Origin of the sequence: Xanthomonas hydrangeae, assembly GCF_032697525.1 — a bacterium.
Taxonomy (GTDB): Bacteria; Pseudomonadota; Gammaproteobacteria; order Xanthomonadales; family Xanthomonadaceae; genus Xanthomonas; species Xanthomonas hydrangeae.
The window spans coordinates 1,865,141-1,884,552 of record NZ_CP103836.1; the positions used below are offsets into that span (position 1 = coordinate 1,865,141).

A 19,412-nucleotide genomic window follows, 5' to 3' on the forward strand; every position below is an offset into this window, starting at 1 on the left:
CACTGCCGCCCCGCATGGCCGACAGACACTGCAACGTGCCACCGCAACGCGACACGCGACGCATGCTGATGAGCGACGAGCACGCGAGCCGGCACGTACGAGCGTACATGCCGTGCCTGCGTGCTGCGCGCGCCAGCATGCGCCGCGTGCGGTGGTGCGATGGCTGCGTCCACTACAGCCCGTTTGCGGCCTTCCACTTGGGAATGTCGTCCTTCAACAATTTGTCCGGCCAGGTGCCGTGCCAGGCATACCCAACGCGGCGCTCGTTGGGCACCTGCATGTAGTCGGTCAGGGCCTTGCCGTCGCGGTTGGCATACAAGGGGCGTTGATTCTGCAGGTCGTAAAAGCGTGCCCATAGCGAGGCGCCCGGCTGCGCGATGAGGATCACGTCCTTGCCGGTTTCCTGGGTGGGGTCGTCGATCTTCTTGGTGGCCAGGTCGCGCATGCGGTGGGTGTCGAACCAGACAGCGGCCGCCTGCACGGCGGTCTTGACCTTGGCCGAGGGGTTGGGCTGGCGCATCAGAAAGCGCACGATACTGACCGACTCGCTGGAGGCCAGCGACGCGAGCTCATAGGCGCGCGCCTTGGCCGGCTTGAGCGTGACCTCGTCGTATTGCGCGCCCCAGATGGTGAGGGTGCCGCCGATCTTGACCTGGGTGGCGAGCACGCATTCCAGGCCCTTGGCCACCGCCTGGGTGGACTTGGCACCGTGGCTGCCACGCAGCTGCGCGCCGGCATCGCCCTTGCCCTCGCCGATGTCCTGCAGCAGGTTGAGCACGCGCACCATGGCGTTGTCGTTGTAGGTGATCTGGTGGTGGTAGGACGACAGGTCCGGGTAGAACTGCGGCCAGCCGCCGTTGGCGTACTGCGCCTTGAGCAGGGAGTCCACGCCGCGGCGGGCGGCGGCGATGTACTTGGCGTTCTTCTCGTTCTTGAAGGCGGTGGACAGGTACGTGATTTCGTACGTGGTGGCCTTGTTGTCGATGGTGGCGTCGTCCTTGCGCCCGGGTTGCTGCAGCTCGGCGATTTCCGCAGCGGTGAAGGTGCGGGTGTAGTCGACGGCGACGCCCTTGTACTGCTTGGACCAGCCGCCGGAGGCGGTCTGCAGCAGCAGCATGTTGTCGGCGATCTTGTCGGCCATGGCCGAGAGCGGGGCCAGCAGCAAGGCGCCGGTAAACGCCAAGGTAGAGAACTTGATCATCAGAACGGCCTCCAGGTGCCGAGGATGGTGTTGCGATCGAGCGCGGCGGCTTGCGCGGCGCTGAGCTGACGCGACCACTTCACGCGGCGCGACGGGTTGGCGCCGGCGCCGCTACTCTGGTATTCGCTGTAGCGGGCGGTGGCCTCGTTGGCGGTGTTGCCCCAGTTGTTCCAGCCTTCCGCCGGCACGTGCGCGCCGAGCTGGCTGCTGATGAAGCTCACGCTGGCGTACGGGCGCCACGGCCGGCCCAGGAATACGCGCGACACGCCGCTGGCAGCGGTGACACGTGCATTGCGGAACACGAAACCGTGTGCGCTCTCCTGCGGGGTGGAGGCGGCAGTGAGATAACCATCGCCCAATGAGTGCAGCTGGGCGTTTTCGAACAGTGCGGTGCCACCGCCGAAGATGAAATCGACGGTGCCTTCCACATAGCAATCCAGAAAGTAGGACAGCTTGGGATTGCGCAGATACAGCGTGTCTTGATAGCCGAGAAAGCGCACGTTGCGGAACGCGGCGCGGTCGCCATCCACGCGCACCGCCACCGCCTGCCCCACCGGGCCTGCGTGATTGCCGAAGGCGAGTTTTTCCGCAGTGAAGTCGTTGCCGGCGATGATGACGCTGGACGAGCCGGAGGTGCCGTATTCGGTGCCGGTGGCCGGATTGATGCGCGAGGCGTAGTTGTCGTAGGTGATGATGGTCTGGGTGGGGCCGGCGCCGGTGAGCCTGAGCGCCGGTGCGTTGGACGGCACCACGATCAGTTCCTGATAGGTGCCGGCGCCGATGTTGATCTGCGCGCGCTTGCCGCCCTGCACGGCGGCGTCGATGGCGGCCTGCACGGTGCGGTAGCCGGCACTGCCCTGCTTGGCCACTGTGTAGACCGGGTCGGCGGCGATGGCGGCGGTGCTGCCGAGCGACAGCCCGGCCAGCAAGGCGGTGGCAGCGAGAGTACGTAACACGATCCTGCGATGCGGTTGCATGCGTTGCTCCTGTCAGAACTTGTAGCGCGCGCCGATGTAGTACTGGCGCCCGGTGACGGTGTACTTGTCGGGCAGTTCCAGCGTGGAATCGACGTAGCGGCGGTCGGGGGTGTCGAGCAGGTTGATGGCCTCAAACGTCAGCGACAGCTGGTCGTTGAGCTTGTAGGACATGTTGAAATCGACGTTTTCCACGCTGTATTTGCCGGTCACGTCGGCCGTGACCAGGCGCCTGCCGTCCAGGTCGTAGACGTCTTCCTGGGCGAGGATGTTGTTGATGTAGCCATCGCGGTAACTGGTGGACACGCGCGCACTGAAGCGGCCGTCGTCGTAATAGACGGTGGCGTTGTAGGACTGCGGCGAGAGATTGAGCAGATCGCGCTCGGTGGCGGTGGTGGTGATGCTGGTGTTGCTGCTGCCTGCGGTGCTGAACAGGTAATTGATCTTGGAATCGACCTGGGTGTAGTTGAGCTGGATGCCGAAGTTGCGCCAGAAACCGGGCAAAAAGTCGAAGGCCTGCTGGTAGGTCAGCTCGAAGCCCTTGAGCGGGCCGCCGGGCGTGTTGAAGTAGCTCTGCACATTGAAGATGGTGTCCGGCGTAAAGCCTGCGGGCAGCAGATCCAGCGAGTAACCCATCGCTTCCCAGGTGCTGAGCACGCGGGTGCGTTGCACGTAGCTGTCGATGTCCTTGTAGAACACCGCCGCCGACAACAGCGAGCCTTCGCGGAAATACCATTCGGCGCTGAGGTCGTAGTTGGTGGAGCGGAACGGGTCGAGCTTGGGGTTGCCCAGGTTGATCGAGAAGAAGCGCCCGTCGTCGAAATACTGGGTGGGCCCGCCGCTGACGCTGGGCGACAGATACGCCAGCGTGGGCCGCGCCATGGTCTTGGCCGCACCGAAGCGCAGCACCACCTCCTCGCTGACATCCCAGGACAGGTTCAACGAGGGCAGGATGTCGCGGTAATTGTGGTTGACCGTGGTGGGCACCAGCAGGCGCTCGCCGGCCGCGGCGGTGGCGCTGGCCACGCCGAAGAACGATTCGCAGTTGGGCGAGATGGCGCCGGCCGCGGTGGCCGTGCACGGCGCATAGCCGCTGGCGGCGATCTGCGTCTGCACATAGCGCACGCCCAGGTTGCCGCGTAGCGCGCGGCCCCACAGGTCGGTGTTGAAATCGAGCTGCAGATAAGTGCCCAGGCTCTTTTCGTTGACGGCGAAATTGTTGTTGGACGAGCCGAAGTGGCCGACATCGGCCAACCTGTAGTCGCCACCGGGCACGCCGGTGTCGCAGTTGCAATTGATGTTGAGCAGGTCGGCGACTTTCTGGAAATCCGGAATCACCCAGGTGGTGGGGAAGCTGCCGTTCAAGCTGCGGCCGAAGCCATCCAGGTTGGTGCTCAGCTCATCCACGCCCACACCGGCCGGCAATGCCTGCGCCAGTCGCCCGTAGGAGATGTTGCGCGACTCCGACGTGTCCATGTCGTAGTTCTTGTAGGCCAGCCCGGTGCGGAAGGTGAAGGTGGGGCTGATGTTGAATTCCAGATCCACCTTGGCGGTGTCGAACGTGTTGCCCACCGACTGCGGGTTGAGCCGCACCTCGCTGATGTTGGTGCCGCGTGCGGTGCCGTTGCTGTTGACCGGCACTGCGCCGTAGCCCAGCCATTGCCAGTTATTCGGGTTACCCGCATCGAACGGGAAACTCATGCTCGGGTAATCGCCACCATTGCGGCGGTCGAGCACAAAGCCATCGAGATTGGTGTTGTCGAAACTCACCATCGAAAACTCGGGGCGTTCGTAGTCCGAGGTCGAGTGGCCGACCAGCGCGTTGACGCGCACCTGGTCGTTGAAGCGGTGCTGCAGGTCCAGGCTGAACTGCTTGAACTCGGTGGATTCTTCGATGTTGCTGGACTCGGTGCGGAAATCGACGTTGTCGAACACGCCATAAGTGAGGCGGTTCTGGTCGTCCACCTGCGCTTCGCGCACGGCGATCTGGGTCTTGCCGCCGAAGTTGGCGGTGCGGTGCAGGTTGGCGCCGACCGAGTCTTCGCGCTGGTCCTTGTCCAGCTTGGAATACAGCATGTCGAAATTCAGCAGGGTGTCGTCGCTGACCTTGAACTGCAGCGCGCCGGTGACGCCCAGGCGCTTGATCTCGTGGTCGGTGCGGATGTAGCGCGGGTAGCGCGGAATCCAGGCGTTGGTGGCGGTTTCGTAGGCCTGGATGTTCTCCGGCGTGTTGGCCGGGCGCGCGATGCCGGTGCCGCAGTTGGCGGCACTGATGCCGTAGCTGCCCCAGCCGTTGTTGCGGTCCTGGTTGGCCTGCGAACCGACGCCGGCAGGGGTTTCGTTGGCCAGCGGGTTGCGCGGGGTCTGCGGGTTGTAGCCCACCGGCGAACAGAAACCGTAGGTGCCGTTGTTGGTGGCGGTGCTCTGGTTGGAGTTGCGGTAGTTGCCGTGCTCCCAGCGCACCGGGTTGTAGCCTTCCTCGCGCAGGTGGCGCTCGCTGTAGGACACCGACATCAGCGCGCCGACGCGGCCATCGGCCCAGATGTTGCTGATCAGGCCGGAGAAACGCGGGTCCTTTTCGCGCGAGAGATCGTTGTAGCCGTATTGCGTGGACGCGGCCGCTTCGAAACCGTCGAAGTCGAACGGGCGCGAGCCACGCAGGTCGACCGTGGCACCCAATGAGCCTTCGTCCATCTGCGCCGACTGGGTCTTGCTGATGGTGACGCGGCTGAAGAGTTCCGAGGCGAAGGTATTGAAGTCGAAACCGCGGCTGCGGTTGACGCCATCGCTGCCGCTGCCGGCAGTGGCCAATGCTTCCAGCCCGTTGATGCGCACGCGGGTGAAGTCCGAGCCCAGGCCGCGCACGGAGATCTGCTTGCCCTCGCCGCCTTCGCGGTCGATGGAGACGCCGGCGATGCGCTGCATCGATTCGGCAAGATTCAGATCGGGAAACTTGCCGATGTCTTCGGCATAGATGGCATCCACCTGCTCCACGCTGTAGCGCTTGGCATCGAGCGATTGCTGCAGGCTTTCGCGGTAGGTGGCCTTGACCTGCACGCGGTCCAGATCCACCGCGTCGGTCGGCGTGGTGGGCGGGCCGACGGTTTGCGCGGCAGCGCCGGCACCGTGCAAGGCCAGGACGATGGCCACCGACAGACGCGCGGCGGACAGGCAGGCGCCTGCCGCATGGGCAGGACGACACGAACGGGCTTGCATGAGGCGGCTCTCTCCATGGCACAGGCTGCAATGACGCGCTCAGCCCCCCAAGGCAATGGCGTCGCAATGAGCGACCAACACACCTGCTGCGCAACCGCGCACGCCAGAGTTGCTGGAGGCTTTCAAACATCGCGCCCACCGCGTTGCATGCGTGCACCACTGCACCGCATGCAAGGCGATCAAGCGTTGGAATAAAGGCCCGCTGCGCGCGTGCGCAGCGGGCGGACAGCGGTTAGAACTTGTAGCGCACGCCCAGCAGGAACTGCCGGCCGGTTTCGCTGTACTGCAGCGGCAACTGCGCGGCCGCACCGACCCATTCGTCGGCCACTTCGTTGGTCAGATTGATGCCTTCCAGGCTCAGCTCGATCTTGTCGTCGAACTTGTAGCGCAGCGAGGCGTCGATCATCGTGGTGGCCTTCATGCCGTGCACGTCGAAGCCGGTTTCGGTTGCCGGCACCTGGGTCAGATAATCGTCGCGATGCGTGGCCGACACGCGCCCGGCGAACTTTTCGCCTTCGTAGAACAGCGTGGCGTTGTACGCATTCTTCGACAGACCGGTGAGATCGGTTTCCAGCGATGCCGCGCCGCTGGTGGTCAGATACTGGATCTGCGAATCGACGTAGGTGTAGTTGAGCTGGATGCCCAGATTGCTCCAGGCGCCCGGCAACCAGCTGAAGGGCTGGGTGTAGTTGGCTTCCAGCCCCTTGAGATCGCCACCGGGGGTATTGAGCGGCACGCTGAAGACAAAGTCGTCGTTGACGCCGGCGCCGGTACCATCGAGCAGGCTCACCGGCAGGCCGCTGGAGGAATACGGACGCACTTCGCGTGCGGTCTGCACGAAGCTTTCGATGTCCTTGTAGAACAACCCAAGGCCCAGCAGTGCGCCTTCCTGGAAGTACCACTCGAAGCCCAGGTCGTAGGTGTCGGCCAGAATCGGTTCCAGATTCGGATTGCCGCCACTCACGGTGCGCGCACCGCCGCTGACGTTGACCGTGACACCCGGCGTCAGGCTGCCCAGACCCGGACGCGACATCACCTTGGCCGCACCGAAGCGCACCAGAAAATCCGGGCTGACTTCGGCCACCAGGTTCAGCGAGGGCAGCGTGTTGTTGTATTCGCGCTCGGCGGTGGTCTGCACGAGTGCGGAGCCGACAGTGGCAAAGCCGGTGGACTCCTGCTTGGTGCGCACATAGCGCACGCCCAGATTGCCGGAGAACGGGATCGCGCCGATATCGAAGGAGAAATCGCCCTGCAGATACGCACCGCGATCCTGCTCGGTGACGCTGCGGGTGTTCACCGCACGCTCGGCCAGCGCAAAGGTGCCGGTGCCGCTATAGATGCCCAGCGCATCGGCCACCGCATCCAGATTCGGCACCACCCAGGTGTTGGGCGAGCCCTTGATGGCGCTCAATCCGGTTTGCTCGGTCAGGTCGGCCGGCACGATGCGGGTGCCATCGGCGAAGGTGGGCACCGCCACTTCGGACGCGCGGCGGAATTCCTTGGTGGAGAAGGTGTAGTTCTTGGCCAGCACGCCACCCTTCAGACGGAACCCGGGGCTCACGCTCCAGTCGAAATCCAGGCTGCCGGTGTCGAAGTCGTTTTGCACCTGTTGCGGGCGCAGGCGCAGTTCGGCCAGGGTCCAGCCATTGGGGTCGGTGGGGTTGATGCCGTAATTGAACACCGGCTTGCGGCTGTTGCCGCGATAGTCGTAGGAATACCCATCGACGTTGAGCTTGTCCATGATCACCGTGGTCTGGATCGGGTTCTCGTGCTTGGAGCTCGAGGTGCCGACCATGCCGCTGATCTTGAACACGTCGCTGAAGCGATGCTCGCCGGTCAGCGACAGCTGCTTGAAGACGGTATTCCATTCGTCGTAACGGTTTTCCGAGCGCACGTCGACGTTGTCGAAGTTGCCGTACAGCATCGCACCGGTAGCCGGGTCGATGAAGCCGTCGTTGACGATGGTCTGCGGCTTGCCGCCCTGCGCGGCGCCACGGCTAAAGGAGATCGCTTCAATATAGTTTTCGCTGCGCTTGGCGTCGATCTTGGAATACAGACCGTCCAGCGAGAACTCGGTGGAATCGCTCGGCGCCCACTGCAGCGAGCTGGTGACGCCGATGCGCTCCTGCTTGTGCTCCATCAAGGTGTAGCGCGGGAAGCGCGGATGGAACACGTTGGCATCGCGCGCCCGCGGGAACGCCGGGCTGGCGGCAAAGTTGCCGTTGCTCGGGCCATTGGCCCAGCGACCGCTGTTGCTGCCTTCTTCCAGCAGCTCGCGCTCGGTGTAGGCCACCGACACCAGCGCGCCGAAGGTATTGTCGGCCCAGGTGTTGGAGATCAGGCCGGCTACGCGCGGGTTGGCCTTCTCGGACATCGCGTTGTAGGCGGCCTGGCCGCTGGCGGCGATGGTGAGGCCTTCGTAATCGAACGGGCGCGCGGTGCGCAGGTCGACGGTGGCGCCCAGCGAGCCTTCTTCCACATCTGCCTGCGCGGTCTTGCGCACGATCAACTGGGTGAACAGGTCCGAGGCGAACACGTTGAAGTCGAAGCCGCGGCCACGGTTGGAGCCGCCGGACTGGTCCGAGCCGCCCACCGTGGTGAGCGCTTCCATGCCATTGACGCGCACGCGGGTGAAGTCCGGCCCCAGGCCGCGCACGGAGATGTTGCGGCCTTCGCCGGCGTCGCGGGTGATCACCACGCCGGGGATGCGCTGCAGCGATTCGGCCAGGTTGAGGTCGGGGAACTTGCCGATGTCCTCGGCGACAATGGCATCGACCACGCCGGCTTCGCCGCGCTTGATGTCCAGGGCCTTTTCCACCGAGGCGCGATAGCCGGTGACGGTGACGGCGTCGAGGTCGACCGTTGGCTCGGTGGGTGCCTGGGCGGCGTCCTGTGCAGCCGCATGGCCGCTCAGCGCCAGGCCGATCGACAGTGCAAGCAAGGTAACCGGTGTCTTCCGGTTGGTGGTCCGAAATTGCATGTCCTCCCCTCCCAAGGGTCCATGAACAACGTGAAATAGCGGGGGTGTGGGCGGTAATGACACCGCTGGTCAAAACGACGTTACCAGCTGAATCGCCGTTCAACATCTTGCAGCGCAGCAGAAAACCTCACCTGATTTGCACAAAAGGGGTGCAACCAGCCCCTACACGTCGCATTATTCTTGTGCTTGGCCGTCTGACACGACGGCCAGAATGACACCGATGGTCATCCTGACGCGTCCCGGTCTCCCCACCCCGTGACGCACCACACAGACGAGGTAATTGCAGCATGAGTCGTGCCCGTATCCTGTGCTTTGGAGAGTTGTTGTTGCGCCTGGGGGCGCCTGGTCACGAGCTGCTGCTGCAGCAGCCTCGGCTGGATGTGCATTGCGGTGGGGCGGAGGCCAACGTTGGCGTGTCGCTGGCGCATTTCGGCCACGAGGTGGCCATGGTCAGCACGGTGGCGGATAACCCGCTGGGTGCGGCAGTGCTGGGCGAACTACGGCGGCACGACGTGGACACGCGGCATGTGCGGCGCGTGGACGGCCGTATGGGTCTGTACTTTTTGACCACCGGTGCGATCCATCGCCCCAGCGAAGTGGTCTACGACCGCGCCGATTCGGCGTTTGCACTGGCGCCGGCCGATGCCTACGACTGGCCGCGCCTGCTTGAGGGCGCGCACTGGCTGCACTTGTCCGGGGTGAGCCCGGCGCTGGGCGCCGATGTGGCGCAGGCCACGCTGGCGGCCGCACGCGCCGCACGTGCGGCCGGGGTCAAGGTCTCGTTCGACGGTAACTACCGGCCCAAGTTATGGCAGCGCTGGCAGGGCGATGCGCGCGGCATCCTGCACCAGCTGTTCGACTGCGCGGATGTGGTGTTTGCCGATTACCGCGACATCGGTGTGGTGCTCGGTGGCGAGTTCCCGCAGGACACGCTGGAAGCGCGCGTGGAAGCGGCCGCGCAGCAGGCCTTCGCTGCGTTCCCGCAACTGCAGCTGATGGCTTGCACGCAGCGCGTGGCGCACAACGTGGACCACCACAGCCTGGGCGCGATGCTGGTGCCGCGCAGCGGCGAGGTGGCACGTGCGCCCAGCGAAGAACTGACCCCGATCATCGACCGCATCGGCGGCGGCGACGCCTTCGCGGCCGGCGTGCTGCACGGCCTGATCGCAGGCTGGTCGCTGGAGGACACGGTGCGCTTCGGCCTGGCGGCGGGGTGTTTGAAGCACTCGATTCCTGGCGATTTCAATCCGCTCTCGGTGGCCGATGTGCAGGCGTGCGTGGGGGATGCGCGGTTTGATGTGAGGCGGTGAAGGGCCGGGAATCGGGAATCGGGATTGGGGAATCGTAAGAGCTTAGGAGCGCTGGCTTTCGGCGCTCTGTCCAGGCTTGTTGCTAACGGAGCGCGGTGCGCTCAGAACTTACGCGTTGTTGCGGCCGCAGGGCGGCGGGCAGGTACTTGTTGCGTGTTGTTCGCTGCGCTCACGTGCTCAGGCCGGCACACGGACGCGGCGTTTGTTGGTGATCCATTTGAGTGCTGCGCTCAGCAGCAGCACGCACAGCGACGCCGGGACGCTGAAGAACAGCGTGATCATCAGTGCGAACTGCAGGTCTGGCGCCGAGCCGTCCTGCATGACCACGGCGCAGACGACGGCGGTGGTGATCACCACATTGACGATTGCTTTCAGCGCGCCGTGCAGTTTGACGAAGCGCAGCAGCACGGCACAGGTCACGCTGACCAAGAGGGCCAGCACCAGAAAGGCGATCAGTTTATCCATTGGGGGCTGGGATTCGGGATTGGGGATTAGGGATTCGTAACATCAGTCCAGCAAGACAACCGGCATCGCGTGCCGATTGCCCTTGCCGCAATGCATTTGGCTCCGCCGAAGATCAGCGATGCAGCAACCCACGGCTTTTCCGATTCCCCAATCCCGATTCCCGATTCCCGCGCATCACCCCAACTCGATGCAATCGAAGGTCACGTCCGGATCCACATCGGCGTCGTAATCCACGTCGTCACGCTCGAAGCCGAACAGCTTGAGGAACTCGTGCTTGTAGCCGGCGTAGTCGGTGAGGGCGAACAGGTTCTCGGTGGTGACCTGCGGCCATAGCGCCTTGCAGGCGTCCTGCACGTCGTCGCGCAGTTCCCAGTCGTCCAGGCGCAGGCGATTTTCGTCGTCCACCTCGGCAGGCTGGCCGTCCTGGCGATACAGGCGCTCGCGGAACAGGCGGTCCAGCTGGTCGATGGTGCCTTCGTGCAGGCCCTTTTCCTTCATGATCTTGTAGACCATGGAGATGTACAGCGGCATCACCGGAATCGCCGCGCTGGCCTGGGTCACCACCGACTTGAGCACCGCCACGTTGGCAGTGCCGCCGTGCTTGCCCAGGCGCGCATTCAAGCGCTGCGCGGTGTGGTCCAGATCCACCTTGGCCTTGCCCAGCGCGCCGTGCCAGTAGATCGGCCAGGTGATCTCGGTGCCGATATAGCTGAAGGCCACGCTGCGCGCGCCATCGGCGAGCACGCCGGCGCCTTCCAGCGCGTCGATCCACAGTTCCCAATCCTGTCCGCCCATCACGGTGATGGTGTCTTCGATCTCCTGCTCTGTCGCCGGCTCGATCGAGGCCTGGATGATGGCGTCCTTGTTGGTGTCGATGGCGGTGGCGGTATAGGTCTGGCCGATCGGCTTGAGCGCCGAGCGCTTCACTTCGCCGCTGCCCGGCAGCTTGCGCACCGGCGAGGCCAGCGAATACACCACCAGGTCGACCTGGCCGCCCATCTCGGTCTTGATCAGCTCGATCACCTGCGCACGCGCGGCATCGGAAAACGCATCGCCATTGATCGACTTGCTGTACAGACCCGCCGCCTTGGCATGCTTGTCGAACGCAGCGGAGTTGTACCAGCCGGCGGTGCCGGCCTTGGTGGCACTGCCGGGTTTTTCGAAGAACACGCCCAGCGTGTCGGCGCCGAACCCGAAGGCGGAGGTGATGCGCGAAGCCAGGCCATAGCCGCTGGACGCGCCGATCACCAGCACCTTCTTCGGGCCGTCGCTACGCACGCCGTGCGCGCGCGTGGCGGCGATCTGCTCGAGCACATTGCGCTCGCAGCCAAGCGGATGCGTGGTGGTGCAGATGAAGCCGCGCACTTTGGGATGGATGATCAACGTGTACTCCTCGTCAGCAAGATGCTGGCGGCATCTTAATCGGTGGGCTGCGCGCGAAACAGCCTGATGCGCAACACACGCTGCTGTATGGATGCGCGTGAAGAGGCCGGTATCGCCACACGGTGCGGTGCAACGCATGCATCTTCAGCGCACAGCCGCGAACGAACAGCGATCACCATCGATTTCCTGCCGGGCCGCCTGTGCTATTTTTTGCGCCTGCCGTGCCGTGCCTGGCTGCGCCTGTTGGCGATCGTCGAGGTCCCTTCCAGCTGTGCGACCGGTGTCTGAGCGATGTCTCTTCGAAGCGAGCGCGTCACGCAGCTGAGCTCCGTCCCACGGTTTCGGCTTGGGCCATTACTGGTCGAACCGGAACGGCTTGCGCTGATCGACGACGGCCAGACCATCACGCTGGAACCGCGCATGATGGAAGTGCTGATCGCGTTGGCCGAGCGCGCAGGCGAGGTCATCAGCGCCGAGCAGTTGTTGATCGAGGTGTGGCACGGCAGCTTTTACGGCGACAACCCCGTGCACAAGACCATCGCCCAGCTGCGCCGCAAGCTCGGCGACGACAGCCGCCAACCGCGCTACATCGAAACCATCCGCAAGCGCGGTTACCGGCTGCTGCCGAAGGTGATCTTTCCCGAGGATTACCGCGGTGCGGTGATCGGCACGCAGCTGTGGGGACACGGCAACCCGTATGTGGGGCTGCAGGCGTTCGATCCCGCGCATGCGGAGGTCTTCTTCGGTCGCAGCCATGCGATTGCGCAGGTGCTGGGTGCGCTGCGCGCGCAATTGCACAGCCAACGCGGGCTGGTGCTGGTGAGCGGTGCCAGCGGCTGCGGCAAGACCTCGTTGTTGCGGGCGGGCGTGGTGCCATTGCTGTCGCAGCCCGGCGGCCTGGATGGTCTGGAAGCGGTGGCGGTGGCGTACTGCAACCTGGCGCAATGCCGCGGCGGCGATGTGCTCGACACACTGGCCCGCGCACTCGGCGACTGGGCGCCGGGCGGGCGCGCGGTGTTTTCGCCAGCGCAGACGGCGCTGCTGCCCGATTGGTTGCAACACCCTGCACCACTGCATGCGGCCATTGCCGAGGCAATGCGCCAGAGCGCCCCGGCGCGCGACAGCCTGCAGACCCAACGCCATCTGCTGTTGGTGATCGACCATGCCGAAGCGATGGTGGCCACCCCCGGTATCACCGATGCCGACCGCGCTGCCTTGGCTGACGCATTGCAATCGCTGTGCGGCAGTGCGCAGGTGGCGGTGTTGATGCTCACCCGCAGCGACTTTTATCCGCGGCTGATCGATGCCTTGCCGCAGATCGTGGAGCTCAAACGTGGCGACGGGCATGTGGATCTGCTGCCGCCGCGCGATGGCGAGATCGGCCAGATCATCCGCGTGCCTGCAGCAATGGCCGGGCTGCGTTTCGAAGAAGAGCGCGACAGTGCCAGCCGCCTGGACGATGTGCTGCGCGACGCCACCGCGCGCCAGCCCGACGCCTTGCCGTTGCTTCAACATTTATTGCATGCCTTGCACGCGCAACGCAGCGACGATGGCCTGCTGACCTTCGCGGCCTACCGCGCACTAGGTGGGCTGGAAGGCGCGTTGGCGCACCATGCCGAACAGACCTTCCGTGCCTTGCCAGCCACCGCGCAGGCCGCGCTGGGCGAGGTGCTGACGCTGTTGAGCGTGATCCATCCCGACAGCGATGCGGTGACCGCGCGGCGCGCGTTGTGGTCGGCATTGCCTCAGAACAGCGCCGCACGCGTGCTGGTGGATGCCTTCGTGCATGCGCGGTTGTTCGTCAGCGAACTGGTCGCAGGCGAGCCGGGGTTTGCGGTTGCGCACGAAGCCTTGCTGCGGCAATGGCCACGCGCGGCCGAGTGGATCCATGAAAACCGCCGCCTGCTGCAGGCCCACAAACGCCTGCAACTGGCCGCACAGCGCTGGGCCGCCGAAGGCCGGCGCACCGATCATCTGCTCAACAGCGGGCGCCCGTTGAGCGAGGCGCGCGAGGCGGCGCGGCGCATGCCGCAGGAGTTGGGCGCGGTGGATCACGCGTTCCTGCATGCCTGCGAGCGCTCGCAGCGGCAACGGCGCGGGATGTATGCGGTGGCGGCGACGTTGTTGGTGGTGTTGGCAAGCGCCTCGATGCTGCTGGGCTGGCAAGCGCGGCAAGCGCAGCAAGTGGCCGAACAACGCCGCGATCAGGCGCAGCAACTGGTGGGCTACATGCTGGGCGATCTGGCCGAGCAATTGCGCACCGTGGGCAACCTCAAACTGCTCGACAGCGTGGGCAGCCGCGCGCTGCGCTATCTGGAAGACCTGCCCAACGCCAGCATGCAGACGGGCGATCTGATCAACCACGCCCGTGCCCTGCGCACCACCGGCGAAGTGCTGATGAATCAGGGCAAATTGGACGAGGCGCATGCGGCATTCACGCGTGCCGCTGCCACGGCCGTGCAGGCACGTGTGCGTGCGCCCGCCTCGCTGGAGGCGCAGGCCGAAACCGGGCAAACCGCATATTGGCTGGGGGACCTTGCCTACAAAGGCAAGCAGTTGCCGCTGGCGCACCGGTATTGGTCGCAGTATCTGGCGACCTGCGAATGGCTGGTGCGCGCCGCGCCGCAGGACCCGCGCTGGCAACTGGAGCTGTCCTACGCACTCAACAACCTTGGCACGCTGGCCAAGGACCAAGGCCAGACCAACGCCGCGATCGGTTTCTTCGCGCGCTCGATCGCACTCAAACGCCAGTTGCTGGCACGCACGCCGGACAACACATCGCTGCGTTACGAACTGGTCGACAGCTTGTCCTGGCTCAGTCTGACGCAGGAAATGCAGGGTTTGCTGGCACCTGCCGAGCAGGGCTATCGCGAGCAGATCGCCATGCTGGGCGCACTGGTCGAAAACGACCCCGACGCGCATGCCTGGCGGCGGCGTCTGGCCGGATCGCTGATCCGCACCTCCAACCTGGCGCTGGCGCGCGGCCATCTGGTGCAGGCGCAGACCGATGCGCTGGACAGCGTGCGCATGCTGCAGGCACTGGTGGCGTTGCAACCGGACAATGTCGCCTGGCGCCGCGATCTGGCGCACGCCGACGCACAGGTCGGCTGGATGGCCGCTCTGGACGGGCATCCCGATCTGGCCGAGCGCCACCTCGACCGGGCTCGCCAGACCATGGCCGATGTGCTGAAACAGGCGCAACCGTTGCCGGAATGGCAATGGCTGGACGCCATCATCGCGCTGCGCTTGCAGCGGGTGTACGCCGCCCGTTCGGACACGAATGCCGACAGCCTTGCACCGATCGTTGCTCAGCTGGATGCGTTGCATCGCGCCAGGCCCGACGATCTGCTCGGCCTGTCGGCCCTGGCCCAGGCGCTGGTCTGGCACGGCGAACAGCAGGCCGCTGCCGGCAACGGCGCCGGTGCTCGCGCGGCGTGGCAACGCGCGGTGGCGGTGCTCGGCAAGGACATCGCCAATAGCCGCGACAAGAATCTGCTGGACCCCTGGATTCGCGCGCAGGTGCACCTGGGCCAGCGCAGCGCCGTTACGCAACAGCTCGGATGGCTGTATCACGCGGGCTACCGCCACCCGGGATTCGTCTCCCTCTATGCCCCGCTTTTCAAGGAATCACCAAAGTCATGACGGACTCCAAGACCATCCTCATCGAACTGACCGTTGCGCACGTGGCGTTCGGCGGCAATACCGGCAGGGGCGCCTACTTCTACAGCTTCTCCCCGGACCTGCTCATCTGTGGCAAAGGCGAGCAGGACGTGATCCTGCGCTATGCGTTCTGCGAGTCGGTGCCCAAGCATTTCGAGATCATCAGCCTGCTGAATTCGGATGCGACGGGTCAGATCGGCAAGTCGCATATCGCCTCCGACAGCCGTAGCGTGCACGTGGTCAATGCCAACAAACATCCGACGCTGATCTTTTTCACCGTGGTGGTGAAGGACACACACACGGGCACGCACTTCAGCTGCGATCCCCAGGTCGGTAATGATCCGCAAATCTCACCGCAGGAATTCGGGCGTCCCTGACCGTTGAGCCCACTCCCGTCCGATGGTTTGCCGCCGGACGGGAGCCGCCGCGCCGTAACGGCCGACGCCATCCTGCACGATGGCGTCGCGCTGCTGTCTGCGCGCGGCATCAACGGTGCGGCGTCTGCCCTGGCCGTCACTGCAGCAGTGCCGTATCCCGTACAGAGACGCGCGCGCTAGATTCCGGCCGACGCGCGCAGCCTATTGTCGCGCTCGGTTTCGTTGCTGAAAGCAACCTTGACCTGGCCGCGGGTTGACCACGCGCCGGCCATCTCGGCGCTGGTGTACGCATGGTCAGGGCCGTCAGTTTCGCTGACCTTCCATGGCTGCCTCACCAGGGCTTGCCCGCAACCCTTGCAATCGGAGCGCCCGGTCAACCGATCGCAGGCGTGGACCGCAGCTGCCTCCACTACCGACGCGCATTCCACGACCACCCGCAAGTCACGCTCGACTGCCGCAGGGTGGGTCAGCAGCGCGGCCCGGGTCCAGCTGCCCGGCAATTCGGCCTGGGTCGGCGCCGCCCAGGCGCTGGTGGACAGCACGACGATCAACACGAACAGGTATTGGACAAGGCGCATGACGGACTCCGCGGCAGACCGGGGCGCGGCGCGTCCCCGAGCGGCGTTGGTGGCCGCCGGACGACCTTCTCGCCTGGCCGCTGGTGCGACCTGACGGCAACCTTACGGTTGTTGGCTGACTCTGCCGAATTCGGGAAATCCTTTGTAAAACAATGTCATGCACACTAGCGAGATATCGTCATGTAATTAGTTGGCGATGTGTCTGGGCGCCGAGCTGGCTCTTGCGTGTGGTGGTAGCAGCTCAGTAGAGCTTCGCCCTTCGGCCGAGATGAATGGGCAAGTGCCACCGTCGACGAGAGCAAACCTTGGTGGGCTTGGGGCTAGCGGCTAGCGGCTAGCGGCAGGCTATCCCGGCTGACCACGGCCTGCTAACCACGTGCTGTCCCTTCTCTCCTCGGGAGAAGGTGCCCCGCAGGGGCGGATGAGGGTACGGGCGAAGCCTCGTGTCATCTCGTTCCATGTGTGGCTTCGCCCCGTACCCTCACCCCAACCCCTCTCCCGAAGGGAGAGGGGCTTCCGGCTTCCGATTTGCAGTTCGACTTCGACGCCAGTCTCACCCTTCCAGCGCCCGCTCCAACCCCGCTCTTACGACTCCCTAAACCCCAATCCCCAATCCCCAATCCCGATTCCCAACCCTCAAATCACCCGCAACGTGATCGCCTTCAACACCGCGCGCGTGCGGTCGCGGGTGCCGAGCTTTTCCAGGATGGTGGAGACGTAGTTCTTTACCGTGCCTTCGGCCAGGAACAGGGTGCGGGCGATCTCCTTGTTGGAATAGCCGCCGGCGAGCAGGCGCAGGATCGCCACCTCGCGCTCGCTGAAGGTCTCGCGCGGGGGCTGCTGGTCGCGGAACTGGTAGCGGGCGCGCACCGGGTCGGTGCTGACCGGCTGCAGCAGGGTCTCGCCGTTGGCCACGCGTTCGATCGCCTCGCGCAGGTCTTCCGGGGCGGCATCCTTGAGCAGGAAACCTTGCGCGCCGACCTCGGTCGCGCGCAGCAGCAGGTCGCTGTCGTCGAAGGTGGTGAGCAGCAGCACCGGGGTGCGGTCGCCACGGTCGCGCAATTGCTGCAGCGCCTGGATGCCATCCAGGCCGGGCATGCGGATGTCGCTGAGCACCACGTCCACCGTGTTGATGACGAGCGCGTCCAGCAGGCTCTGGCCGTCGTCGGCCTCGCAGACCACCTCCACGCCCTGCTGCTGCAACAGCGCGCGCAATCCGGCGCGCACCAGCACCTGGTCGTCGGCCAATGCGATACGGCGCGTGCTCATGTCGGCAACCTCGCGGTCAACTGCATGCCGCCGTGCGCGGCGCGGCCGAGCTGCAGTTGGCCATGCAAGGCCGCCAGCCGCTCGCGCATGCCGGCGATGCCGTTGCCCTCGCGGATCTGCTCGGCGCAGTGGCCGTCGTCCTGGATGTCGATGTGCAGCTGGCCGTCATGGGTGTGCAGCGACACCTGCACGGTGTCGGCCTCGCCATGGCGCGCGGCATTGGTCAGCGCTTCCTGTACCAGCCGCAGCAGGGCTTCGGCGATTTGTGGGTCGCTCACGCGTACGGCCGGGTCGATCTGCAGCTGCAGCACCGGTTTGGGAAACGGCGCGGCCAGGGCATGCAGCGCGGTGTGCAGATCCAGCCCGGCATCGTCGCGCAACGACTGCACCACGCTGCGGATGTCGCCAAGCAACTCACGCGCAAGGCCTTCCAGCATCGCCAGCTCCTGGCGCGGCGCCAGCATGGGGTCGGCACGCAGCAAGCGCAGATGGATGCTCATCGCGGTGAGTTTGTGCCCGGCCACGTCGTGCAACTCGCGCGCCAGACGCAGGCGCTCGGCATCGCGCGCGCTGTCGGCCAGCAGCGCGCGGGTGGCCAGCAGATCGGCATTGACGTAGGCCAGCGCATCGCGGGCACGCTCGGCAGTGCGCGCGTAATGCGCGGTGAGCGCGGCAAAGGCCTGGAAGCCGGCGTAGATGCTGGCGATCGACAGCGCGCGATCGATACCGGCCTGCACCAACACCGCGTACATGCCCGCGTTCAACGCCAGCGCCAACAGCAGCACGCGCAACGGCGGCCAGGCCATCCCTGCCTGCGCCACCAGCAACACCAGCAGCACCGGGGCCGTGCCGGCATGCGGCTCCATCCACACCAGCAGCAGCGCCATGACCGCTTGCAGCAGCAGCGCGCCGTTGCGCAACGCAGGCAGCGGCCGCAACAGGGAGTGCAGCAGAAACAAGGCGGTGAAGCCGGCCAGCACACCCCAGCGCCAGGCACCGTGCGCTGACGCATCGGGCACAAACGACAACGCCACCGCCGCAATGGTGAACGCGCCGGCCAGGCGCAGGGGATGCAGAAGATGCGGCAGGGAAGAGTTCATGCGGCGATGCTGACGGCCGCGTGGCCACTCGGCAATGGCGCGCATGCAGAAAGTGACTTCCGGCAGGTGGGATCGATGACCTGCGGCCCCTGTCGTCGTGGCGGTGTGTGCGCACACTGGCATGACCAACCCATCCCATCGCCACGGAGTCACGCCATGTCTGCTTCCAGTCTGTTTCTTGCGCTCAATCTGCTCTGGGGCGGCTACGAACTGCTGCTCAGCCGTCGCCGCCGCGCCAGCGATGGTGGCGCGCACGATCAAGGCACGCTGCAACACCTGTGGCGGGTGCTGTCTGCAGCGGTGGCCGTTGCGGTGATGCTGGCCTACAGCGGCCTGGCCCATTGGCCGCAGGGCTGGGCCGCGCCGCTGCAGTGGGCCGGCTGCGCGTTGATCGGCAGCGGGCTGGCGTTGCGCGCGTGGGCCATCCAGGTGCTGGCACGCTGGTTCACGGTGGATGTGACCATCCAGCCCGATCATCAGCTGGTGCGCAGCGGCCCGTATCGCTGGCTACGCCATCCCTCCTACAGCGGCGCGCTGTTGGCCTTTTACGGGCTGGCGCTGGGCATGGGCAATGCAGTGTCGGTGGCGGCGATCGTGGTGCCGGTGACCTGGGTCTTCCTGCACCGCATCCGTATCGAAGAAGCCGCATTGCAGCGCGCGTTTCCGGTTGCGTACCCGGCGTATGCGGCGCAGAGCCGGCGCCTGCTGCCGCTGGTGTGGTGAGGGTTGAGAAGGCAGCGGTCTGGCGCCTGCGATGAGGAGCGCTTCGCTTGCTTGCACACGGGTTCGGCCCACGTGGCGTGCAGGCAGACGTGTTGCCGCACTATGTTCAGCCACATGTGGGGCGATCTGCGACGGCCACCACCGCCGCAGGGTCGAGGCGCTGCGTACCATCGCCC

Annotated in this window: 13 protein-coding genes; 4 read left to right on the plus strand and 9 right to left on the minus strand. The window is 65.4% G+C overall.

All coding sequences use genetic code 11. From position 1 onward, the window contains the following. Positions 1–172: 172 nt before the first annotated feature. The 4 genes from pelA to NYR97_RS07745 all read right to left on the minus strand — a co-directional run bounded on the left by pelA (position 173) and on the right by NYR97_RS07745 (position 8,371). Complete coding sequence (pelA, locus tag NYR97_RS07730; RefSeq protein WP_316697386.1) at positions 173–1,201, minus strand: pectate lyase; 1,029 nt, start codon at positions 1,199–1,201, stop codon at positions 173–175. Continuing rightward, complete coding sequence (locus NYR97_RS07735; protein WP_316697387.1) at positions 1,201–2,178, minus strand: pectinesterase family protein; 978 nt, start codon at positions 2,176–2,178, stop codon at positions 1,201–1,203. Before NYR97_RS07735 ends, pelA begins: the two co-directional genes overlap by 1 nt. Positions 2,179–2,190: 12 nt before the next feature. Beyond that, positions 2,191–5,391 carry a TonB-dependent receptor gene (locus NYR97_RS07740; protein ID WP_316697388.1) on the minus strand — a complete coding sequence of 1,067 codons (3,201 nt, stop codon included), beginning with the start codon at positions 5,389–5,391 and terminating at the stop codon, positions 2,191–2,193. 232 nt (positions 5,392–5,623) lie between these two features. Beyond that, the gene (locus tag NYR97_RS07745) at positions 5,624–8,371 is read right to left on the minus strand and encodes a TonB-dependent receptor (protein WP_205393188.1); all 2,748 of its coding nucleotides are present in this window, start codon (positions 8,369–8,371) and stop codon (positions 5,624–5,626) included. 287 nt (positions 8,372–8,658) lie between these two features. Here NYR97_RS07745 and NYR97_RS07750 point away from each other — a divergent pair, with 287 nt between their 5' ends. Then, positions 8,659–9,681 (plus strand): PfkB family carbohydrate kinase, encoded by a 1,023-nt coding sequence (locus NYR97_RS07750; protein WP_316697391.1) that lies wholly within the window; start codon positions 8,659–8,661, stop codon positions 9,679–9,681. Between the two features lie 177 nt (positions 9,682–9,858). On the opposite strand, the gene NYR97_RS07755 is transcribed toward NYR97_RS07750, so the two are convergent. Next, the gene (locus NYR97_RS07755) at positions 9,859–10,146 is read right to left on the minus strand and encodes a hypothetical protein (protein ID WP_316697393.1); all 288 of its coding nucleotides are present in this window, start codon (positions 10,144–10,146) and stop codon (positions 9,859–9,861) included. A gap of 174 nt (positions 10,147–10,320) precedes the next feature. Then, positions 10,321–11,529 (minus strand): enoyl-ACP reductase FabV, encoded by a 1,209-nt coding sequence (fabV, locus tag NYR97_RS07760; RefSeq protein ID WP_316697394.1) that lies wholly within the window; start codon positions 11,527–11,529, stop codon positions 10,321–10,323. 291 nt (positions 11,530–11,820) lie between these two features. Between fabV and NYR97_RS07765 the strand changes: the two genes are divergently transcribed. Beyond that, positions 11,821–15,171 carry an nSTAND1 domain-containing NTPase gene (locus tag NYR97_RS07765; RefSeq protein ID WP_316697395.1) on the plus strand — a complete coding sequence of 1,117 codons (3,351 nt, stop codon included), beginning with the start codon at positions 11,821–11,823 and terminating at the stop codon, positions 15,169–15,171. Next, a complete protein-coding gene (locus NYR97_RS07770) occupies positions 15,168–15,566 on the plus strand; it encodes a hypothetical protein (protein WP_205393184.1) in 399 nt (132 codons plus the stop codon). The genes NYR97_RS07765 and NYR97_RS07770 overlap by 4 nt, the downstream gene beginning before the upstream one ends. A 176-nt stretch (positions 15,567–15,742) precedes the next feature. Here NYR97_RS07770 and NYR97_RS07775 read toward each other — a convergent pair whose 3' ends face one another. The 3 genes from NYR97_RS07775 to NYR97_RS07785 form a co-directional block, all read right to left on the minus strand. Beyond that, positions 15,743–16,144 (minus strand): hypothetical protein, encoded by a 402-nt coding sequence (locus NYR97_RS07775; protein WP_316697396.1) that lies wholly within the window; start codon positions 16,142–16,144, stop codon positions 15,743–15,745. Positions 16,145–16,780: 636 nt separating this feature from the next. After that, positions 16,781–17,413 (minus strand): response regulator transcription factor, encoded by a 633-nt coding sequence (locus tag NYR97_RS07780; protein ID WP_316697397.1) that lies wholly within the window; start codon positions 17,411–17,413, stop codon positions 16,781–16,783. After that, positions 17,410–18,636, minus strand: coding sequence for a sensor histidine kinase (locus tag NYR97_RS07785; protein ID WP_316697398.1), 1,227 nt, complete (start codon positions 18,634–18,636; stop codon positions 17,410–17,412). Before NYR97_RS07785 ends, NYR97_RS07780 begins: the two co-directional genes overlap by 4 nt. Before the next feature lie 33 nt (positions 18,637–18,669). Here NYR97_RS07785 and NYR97_RS07790 point away from each other — a divergent pair, with 33 nt between their 5' ends. After that, positions 18,670–19,236 carry a methyltransferase family protein gene (locus tag NYR97_RS07790; RefSeq protein WP_316697400.1) on the plus strand — a complete coding sequence of 189 codons (567 nt, stop codon included), beginning with the start codon at positions 18,670–18,672 and terminating at the stop codon, positions 19,234–19,236. Positions 19,237–19,412: the final 176 nt, after the last annotated feature.